At 29.3% G+C, this 4943-nt stretch carries 1 pseudogene; it reads right to left on the reverse strand.

Going from position 1 to position 4943, the window contains the following annotated elements:
* Positions 1 to 220: 220 nt before the first annotated feature.
* Positions 221 to 4927: pseudogene (locus GBZ86_RS12640) on the reverse strand (beta-N-acetylglucosaminidase domain-containing protein); the annotation flags it as partial.
* Positions 4928 to 4943: the final 16 nt, after the last annotated feature.

Below are 4943 nucleotides of genomic sequence, written 5' to 3' on the forward strand. Positions count from 1 at the left end.
TATAAGATACAGGAAAAAAACTCTTTAAATTTATATAAAAAACATATGTAAATTAATTTTATAATGCTTTAAAAACATATTTGCATATATAAGATCTTTAAAAGTTGTTTACAGTTATAAAAACAAATAGGGGAGTGAAATCCCCTATTCATTTTTATAATACATATTAAATTATTTAATATTATTTTGAAGTTCTAAAATTCTTTGATACTGGTCTAGATTTTAAATTATCCTTTGATACAGCAACAATTTTAAAGCCATATAAGGTATTAGCCTTTAACTCTTCTACAGTAAATTCTGTTCCAGTAGTTCTAGTTATCTCTACTCCATCTTTATAGATAATATATTCTTTAACTACTGCATTATCTGGAGCTATCCAACTTAATTTAATAGAACTTGATGTTATATCACTACCTTGAACATTAGCTACTTTATTAGGTGTTACCCCTATAATTTCTGGCTCCTTCTCCACTAAACCATCTCTAGCATTGTTTACTAATAATAATGCATCTTCAACTTCCTTAGAAGTAGCATTTCCATTATTAATTACTTCTTGTGCACTTAAAACAGCTTCTCTTAATACATTTAAAGTTTCTTCAGTATAATTATTTTCTCCATTTAATATAGTATTACTTTCTTCAACTGCATTCTTTAATCCACTTATATAAACTAAAGAATCAGAAGCATTATTTAAATTCTCTAAAGCTTTATCTATTTCCTTTTGAGAGGCATTTGCATCATCTAAAATAGCTTTTGCTTTTTCTAATGCATCAGTTAAAATAGTATAACTACCTACTGTATAATCTTCACTATTTAAGGATACAAGTTCATCATATTTGCTTTGTAAAGCATCTTTTGCTGGTAGTTCAAATTCATCATTTAATGTTATTATTTCATATATATTTGGAGCTATTCCATTCCAGTCAATCTTTATTTCAAATATATGCTCATAATTACTATTTATAAATTCATTTAAACTACTATCTAAATTTCCTAATTGAACCCATTTTGAAGTTGCTTCTTCATTGTTATAACTAACTCTTGCACTTACTTTTGCATTTGAAATTGTATTTCCATTTTGAACTATATTTATTTTTTTTACATTTGTTTTTTCTGATAGCCTATAAGTTAAACTACCTTCTTTTATTTCACCATTTTTAGTATCTGGTCTGTAAGATGTAGTTAAATTTCCATCTCTTAAATTACTTGGTGCAAAACCTCTCTCTTCAATAGGATTTGACACAAATGTTGGATCATTAACCGTTGGAATATATTGTCCATTATTTATCATAAGCTCATTTATCACTGTCCACCTATGATTATATGGTGCAGTAAATAATATTCTTACATATCTTGCTTTTTGGTTCAAATTTTCACCTTCCATATAAGCACTATCTATTGGTATAATTCCATTTGATTGATTTCCATGCTTATATCCATTATCAACTGGTTTAGAATCCAAGTCATTAGCTGGGTTTTCAACTCCATCTCCAATGGTAATAGCATCAGTCCAAGTAGTACCATCTAATGATAATTGTATTTTACCATCTCTTACATGATCTTTTTCAGTATCTAAAACCACATATTTTAAGTTATCTACTAAAATTTCTTGTCCTAAATCATAAACAATAGTATCATCCTTTTGAGGGAATCCATTAAATTTAACACTAGTTCTTAAATCTCCATCCACTGCTTTTTCTGCACCTGTATCACCTACATAGGCACTAACTAAGCTTGGTGCTGTAACTTCATTAGATAAAACCTGAAAACTATTTAAATCAAAGGTAATAGCTTCATCACTATTATTTATAACTCTTACATATCTTCCATCCTGTAATTCTGAAGTATTGTCTATATTACTCCACTCAACTCCATTTAATGAACTTTGTAAAACTAACCCATTTCCATTAGTAGTTTCAAAGTTTATACTACTTAAATCCTTAATACGATCTAACTTAACTCCTACATATTCTCCACTATTTAATACTAAACCTTCAACCGGTTGTAGCTTTGTTAAATTAAGTGAAGCTACTGAATAAATATCTAAATCAGTATTTGTATATATATTATTTTTACTTCCTCTATTTTCTTCTTCCTTACTTACCACTGCTAACTCTGAGAATATAACCCATCTATTAATATTCTCTAAATTAGTAAGTCTCACATATCTAGCTTCTATTGGAGTGTCAAATGTTTCATCTATTATATCCTTACCAGTTGTATGGCTGCTATTATCATAGGATTTAACAGTTGTCCAATTTTCATTATCTACTGAGTATTCAAGCTTATATTTTCTCCATTTATCTCCACTGCCATCTCTACCCATTACAAATCTAATTTGGTCTAATTTAGCTACTTTTCCTAAGTCTAAGCCAATAAATTCACCAGCTAAAGAAGTATCTCCATTGGAAGTTTTGTACCAAACATCTGTATTATCATTCTTATCTGTAAGATTACTTTCATCCCCTTGATATACACTCCAAGCATTGCTTCTTATAAGTGTTGGATTTAAACCAGCATCTGGATTTTCTATTTCTTTTTTATTTACATTTATATCTCTAACACCTAACCAAGTATTATTCTTTGCCTCTGTTGCAATTAAACGAATACCTTTAATCTTTAAATTAAGATTTTCCACCTTTATGCTTTGAGGATTTTCATATTCTTTTCCATTTTCTAGATCTACCCATTCTTTTCCGTCAATAGTATATTGAATTTTTGCTTTTCTCATGGTATCATTTAAATTTGCATTAGCTCCCATTAAAAATTCAACATTATTTAATGTTATAGGATTACTATATTTAACCCCTACATAAGTTCCTTCATCTATTCTATTAGGATTTTTATAAACTAATTCTGTACTAGAATTTCCATCAAAAATATTATCTTTTTTTCCACTTGGTGAATCTTCTCTACTTGTTATAAAAGTAGCAGTTACTTTATTAGGGTCTAGTATTGAACCTACCACAGCTGAAAGATTTTCTCCCATAGTCTCTATAAATGGAACTATATGTTGAACTCCCACCTCTGCATATTCTGTATGATCTACATAGTGGAATCCATAGGTTTTAGATTTTTCAAAAGAACTTTGACCATTTGAAAAATTTTCCCAAGCGCCTTCATCATTTCCTTCTTCAACAGCTATGGCAGATTTTAAATAACTTATAGCTGCATTAGTTGTATCTTCCCAACAATTTAACCAATATATTATTTGATCTCTAGTTCTAAGATTTCCAGCATTATTTTTGTAATAAGCTGCCGCATTTTTAAGATTAGTAAATTCCTTTATTAAAACTTCTGCTTCAGTCTTTATACTAGAACCATTTTCATATTTTTTCTTAAAATCTTGTAATTTTGGAGCAAGTTCTAATGATTCTTCTAATTTAGTTACACGACCATCCATATTTTGATTTATCATATGTTTACTTATTTCTCTTAAAGCAAGAGAAGAATTTGTTTCCTTTGCTGTTCCATGATCCATATATTTAAAAGAATCATGCCAGTTTTGATCTGCTTGTTCTTTATTGTCCCAAATATTCCAAGCATAATCTCCTATGGCAAATAAAGCTGATTTATTTGCTTCTGCTTGTTGCATTGGATTTAATACTATTCCATCTATTTTGCTAGGATCTACCCCTGGATGTAAGAAAGTATCATTTCCACCCATTATAAGATGTTTTTTAGAATTATCTGAACAAGGCCAGTTAATCCAATAAAAAGGAGCTCTTCCTGGATGTCCTTCTGTTGCAATATTATTCATAAAGTTATTTGAGAAATTCTCATCCACCTCTCCCCAAATTCTTCCACCAGTCATAACTATACTAACATTATCACCAGCTTTATTTAATTCTTTAAGTTGGTTAGAACTTCCATTTCCCATGTAATCTGAAGGACAGAACATTATATCCTTTTTTAAGTCTGGATAAGTTCCTTGTTGCTCTTCTAACCAAACAGTTAAATCATTTAAAAGTTTTACATACATACTAGCTCCACCTGCTGGTTCACTAGCATCATCTGCTAATATAGCAAATTGTCTAACATCAGCTTCTAAAAGTTGAGTGAATTTTTCCTTTATTATGCCTAAATCTTCTTCATAATTTTCTTCATTATCAAACCTTATAGGACTATGCATAAATGGATGTAATGCATAAACATATCTATTTTTTGTTTCATTACCCACCTTTGCTAATTTTTCAATCTCTACTAATTCTTCAGATGGATATAATTCTCTCCATTTTTTATTATGGTAAATATCATCCTTCGGAGCAAATACATATTGATTTAATTTATAATCTCCACCAAATTTCATAAGTTCAGCTCTATCTTCATTAGACCAAGGATTTCCATAATATCCTTCTATAAATCCTCTACGAGCAACATTAGCATAATCATCAACTCTAAAGTTTTGAATTTCTTTATTTTCTTCAATTTGATTAAATACATGTTTTAAAGTTGTAACACCATAAAAGGCACTATCTGGATCTTCTCCTAATACACCAATTACACCATCCTTAACACTAACTAAATGAGAATCAATGTTTTCATCAAAGAAACTTTCATTATGCGTAACATTTTCATTAAAATATTCATCAACTACTCCACCAGATTTATTTATACCTATTAAAAAATTTGTTTTTCCAGGAACTATTCCAGTGGAAACTGTAGCCTGTAAGTTTTGAGATTTTAAAACATCAAGAACTCTATTTTTAGTGTGCTCATCAACTCCATCATCATAGACTACGTTTACATTTTGTCCTAATTGAAACTCCCCTCCGGTATAATCAATACTTTGTGGCTTTGGATAAATTTCATAAACCTTTTGAGTTTTACTTTCTACTGCGAAAACACTTATATTAGATGGTAAAAAACTTATAGCCATAGTAGCTAGAATAGAAGCAGAAAGTATTCTTTTAATGTGTTTTTTCATTTAAAATTCCCCCCAT

The organism is Clostridium tarantellae, assembly GCF_009295725.1.
Lineage (GTDB): Bacteria > Bacillota > Clostridia > Clostridiales > Clostridiaceae > Sarcina > Sarcina tarantellae.